This window comes from Dietzia natronolimnaea, assembly GCF_002289575.1.
Taxonomy (GTDB): domain Bacteria; phylum Actinomycetota; class Actinomycetes; order Mycobacteriales; family Mycobacteriaceae; genus Dietzia; species Dietzia natronolimnaea_A.
This window is the reverse complement of record NZ_NTGA01000064.1, coordinates 1-3,848: the sequence shown is the minus strand read 5'-3', so window position 1 is coordinate 3,848 and position 3,848 is coordinate 1. Positions and strand designations below refer to the sequence as shown.

The 3,848-nt window shown below is 66.2% G+C and carries 5 protein-coding genes; 4 read left to right on the top strand and 1 reads right to left on the bottom strand.

Annotated features, from left to right (window positions below):
* The 3 genes from CEY15_RS17500 to CEY15_RS17490 all read left to right on the top strand — a co-directional run.
* Window positions 1–883 (top strand): tyrosine-type recombinase/integrase (locus CEY15_RS17500; protein ID WP_095719477.1); only part of this gene is annotated, 883 nt, incomplete at its 5' end.
* Window positions 876–1,229 (top strand): helix-turn-helix domain-containing protein, encoded by a 354-nt coding sequence (locus CEY15_RS17495; RefSeq protein WP_095719476.1) that lies wholly within the window; start codon window positions 876–878, stop codon window positions 1,227–1,229. The genes CEY15_RS17500 and CEY15_RS17495, both read left to right, overlap by 8 nt.
* A 90-nt stretch (window positions 1,230–1,319) precedes the next feature.
* Window positions 1,320–2,714 carry a Fis family transcriptional regulator gene (locus CEY15_RS17490; RefSeq protein WP_342744917.1) on the top strand — a complete coding sequence of 465 codons (1,395 nt, stop codon included), beginning with the start codon at window positions 1,320–1,322 and terminating at the stop codon, window positions 2,712–2,714.
* A gap of 113 nt (window positions 2,715–2,827) precedes the next feature.
* Here CEY15_RS17490 and CEY15_RS18580 read toward each other — a convergent pair whose 3' ends face one another.
* Window positions 2,828–2,980 carry a hypothetical protein gene (locus CEY15_RS18580; RefSeq protein ID WP_176475187.1) on the bottom strand — a complete coding sequence of 51 codons (153 nt, stop codon included), beginning with the start codon at window positions 2,978–2,980 and terminating at the stop codon, window positions 2,828–2,830.
* Window positions 2,981–3,084: 104 nt separating this feature from the next.
* Here CEY15_RS18580 and CEY15_RS17485 point away from each other — a divergent pair, with 104 nt between their 5' ends.
* Entirely contained in the window at window positions 3,085–3,846 is a 762-nt protein-coding gene (locus tag CEY15_RS17485) for a hypothetical protein (RefSeq protein WP_141244326.1), read from the top strand.
* Window positions 3,847–3,848 lie beyond the last annotated feature (2 nt).

The window sequence follows — 3,848 nt, the reverse complement described above, 5'->3', positions numbered from 1 at the left end:
GAAGCCGGTGAGCTGGACGACGCTGCGTTCGGACAGCAATGCCATCGCAATGTTCTGTGCCTACGTCTCGAGTTCGAGTTACGGGTGGGGTGCGCTGTGCCAACGGGTCTTCGACGATGTTCCGGCGCAGATTGCGTTCGAGTGGAACACCCCGCGGCACACCTGCGAGGATGCTGTTCCGGCTGGCCGCCGGGCCTTCACAGCCACGGAGCTGCAGAGACTCTTTGATGACGTGGACGACCGGGTCGATCGTGAGTTCGCTGCTGGGAGTAAGCGCTGGCTTCCCCTGTTGCGGGACTCGATCGCGTTCAAGGTCTGCTACGCCTTTGGGCTTCGGCGTCGCGAGGTGGCGATGTTGGACGTGCAGGATTTCGGCCCCAACCCGCATGTGCCTGCGTACGGCGACTTCGGCGCGGTGACCGTCCGGTGGGCCAAAGGCACCACCGGGTCGGGGCCGCGACGACGAACCGTGTTGACGGTCCCGGAGTTCGACTGGGTGGTTGACCTGCTCCGATTCTGGATCACCGAGCGTGGCCGGCGGCACTTCGCCACCGCTGACCGATCGGCGGCGCTATGGCCGAGCGAGCGCGCCGAGCGGATAAGAGTGGGTAGCTTGAGTGATGCTTTCGCTGCCGCCCGCGAGGGCGCCGGCTTGCCGAAAGAGCTCGGACTGCACTGCCTGCGACACTCCTACGTCACGCACTTGATCGAGGCCGGCTACGACCCCGCGTTCGTGCAGACTCAAGTCGGTCATGCCTATGCGTCGGTCACCGGGCTTTACACCTCGGTCGGCGACGATTTCAAACAGAAGACCATCCAGCGCATGATCGCTTCGCGGCTGGACGGCCGCGGCAGGACGCAGGACGGAGACGCTGATGGCTGAGCAACGACGCATCGGGTATCGCTGGAATCTGCGGACGCAGATGGCGCACCGCAACCTGTGGAAGAGCACCGAGCTGGTGCCATTGTTGAGATCTCGCGGCATCAACCTGTCCGAGAGTCAGGTCTACCGGCTGGTGACCGGCACACCAGAGCGGATCCCGGCACGCACGTTCGCCGCGCTCTGCGACATCCTCGACTGCGAACCCGGTGAGTTGTTCGAGCCATTTGTGGAGATGCGGGCAGCAGCCACCGCGCAGGCGCCGAAGCGGCCGGAAGACCTGGGGGTGGCACCCGGCCAGCCGATCGCCCGCCGGGTGAGACTCGTCCGGGGCGACAACGAGGAGTGACCGGTACCGATGGCCAGGCCCCGCAAACCCGACGACCCGGACCTACGTCGAGAGTGCCCGTGTGCTCGCTGCGGCTTGGGCTACCCCCTGGTGGTCACCTGGGGCCCGGACGATCAGATCTGCGGCTACTGCTACCAGCAGGCCAAACGCACCCGCGGCACCTGCGAATGCGGCCACATCGGCGTCTTACCGGGCCGAGTAGAAGGGCGCCCGGCCTGCCGGGCGTGCGCCCAGATCACCCTCAACATCGATTGCGTGCGCTGCGGCGCCGAGGACGAGATCTACCGCGCCGGCCTGTGTTGGCCATGCGCACTGAGCGAGACCGTCGACGGACTGCTGACCAACCCGGACACCGGCACCATCGCCGAGAGGCTTATCCCCCTGGCTGAGGCGTTGAAATCGATGAAACGCGCCAACAGTGGACTGACCTGGATCCGCCAGCGGCACGTCACCGACTTCCTGAACCAGTTGGCCTCCCTCCCGGAGCTCACCCACGAGGCGATCGATGCACTTCCACGCTCGCGCACCCGCGACTACGTGCGCGGGCTCCTGGTCGAGCACGGTGTCCTGCCCCGACGTGACGAGCTGCTTGTCCGCTACCAAGATTGGGCGGACACAGCACTGGAGAGGCTGACCGAGGACACCCACCGGGCCGTCATTGACCGCTATATCCGCTGGCATCATCTGCGGCGCATGAACCAGATGGACCCCGTCCCCCACGGCACCTTCCTGCGCAGCAAACAGACCGTCACCGTCGCGATCAACTTCCTCAACTGGCTCGGCGAGCGCGACATCGCGCTCGCCGACGTCGGCCAGGGCGAGGTCGACGCCTGGATCGCCGGCGGGCCGACCACGCGACTGCTCGCCGAGCGGTTCCTCGGCTGGGCCATGGACACCAAGAACGCCCCACAAGGGCTCACCGTGCCCCGCCATCGCCGCGGTAACAGCACCACACTCAGCGCCACCGACCAGGACGCCGCCCTCGACCGAATAGTGGACGGCGACACCCTGACCGCACGAGACAAGGCCGCGGCGATTCTGGTCCTTGTCTTCGGCCAACAGATCCAAGATATTGCGGCCCTGAACTGGGACGACATCACCGTAACCGAAGGCCTGGCGACCATTACGCTCGGCAGCGGCCCGATCGTGTTGCCCGCCCCGCTCGACGGGCCGTGGCGTGAACTCCACGCCAACCCTGGCCACGACCAGACCGCCGCTCACCCGAGAAGCAACTGGGTCTTCAGAGGGCATTCCCCCGGCATGCACATCGATCCGATGCACCTACGCCTCCGGCTACGGGACCACCTCGTCAGCGCCCGCGCCGCCCGACTCGGCACACTGCATGAACTCAGCAAAACCGCCCCGGCCGCCATCATCGCCGATGTCCTGGGCTATCACCCATCGACCATTGAGCGCCACGCCGTCGACGCGGCAGGTACATACGCCGAATACATCGCCTCCGTACGCGAGCATGGCCAGAGGTGATTCTCCGGGAATTACCGAACAATCGGTAGCAGGGGTGTTGTGCTAGCCCTGGGAGGCCGCCGTGGCGGCGTGCGCGCGTAACGCTCTTCGCGAGGGTGCCGGGTCCGTCGGGTCTACTCTCGCGACCAGGCCGCGAGCTGTTCCACGAGGATCCGGTCGCTGTCCTTGAGCGCTGCGGCGTTGGCGTTCGCTGAGCCGCCCATCCGTTCCTCGGCGTAGTCGGACGGCACGTCGAACACGCACCCGGCGTCGGCGTAGGCGGGCACCTCGGTGCGGTCGGGTCGGTGCTCGGCGAACCGGCGGGCGGTCGCCTCCGCGGGTCACAGTAGGTCGTTACCGGGTCTCGCTTGGCGGTAGTTAACTTGAAGGTATGCGCAGCCAGGACGCCGGGGAATTCACGGAGGACGAAATAGTCCGCACGTGGCGAAAACGCCGAGCGGCGGAACGCACGCCTCTTGGAGTCGAAGTAGGTTTTGGGCTTGCCAGTGCAGGTCTCTTGGGCGTTGTCGTAAACCCGGACGAGATCCCGGGGAGTGTGCCGATGGCAGCTGGCATCGCTGCAGCCATGATCGGCATCCTCGGACTCCTGGCGTTGATCGAGCTCCGCCGCTCGGGCTCTCGCGGGCATACCGGGAACCTTGACGTCCGCCCCTGGGGCGGTAGCGCGACGCCGTGGTGGCGTTCGCCCACGATGCAGGCGCCGGTGCTGTTCGCCGCAGTATTCCTGGGTCGCCCACTCGGGGTGTTTGACCAGCCAGCGGGAATCATCGTGGTTGCCGTCCTCCTTGGGACCAGCACCGCCTGGTTGATCCGCGCTAGCGCAATGCAGGATCCTATATACGGCCGCGATCCCGACCAGCCGCCAGTTCTCGGTAACGACGCTCGCTCAGCCGCAGGGCGGGGCGAACTTGCTCCCGACGTGCTCGAACTCATCGCGCTCCAAGCACACACCAGCGAGCGGAGAATCTCCTGGTGCGCTCGAGTCCTGGACACGAGCGAGGCTGGTATACGCGAACGCATCGCCCGCGGTCGGCGATGGTTGGAGTACCCCGCCACCGACGTGCACAATCCGTCGACGGCCAAATGGGTGAGACTCACGGAGGCCGGCCGTAAAGTCCTGATTCGGCCCTGAAT

Bases quoted from the DNA above. Each gene is read 5' to 3' on its own strand.
- CEY15_RS17495 (WP_095719476.1), top strand. From the start codon at position 876: ATGGCTGAGCAACGACGCATCGGGTATCGCTGGAATCTGCGGACGCAG.
- CEY15_RS17485 (WP_141244326.1), top strand. From the start codon at position 3,085: ATGCGCAGCCAGGACGCCGGGGAATTCACGGAGGACGAAATAGTCCGC.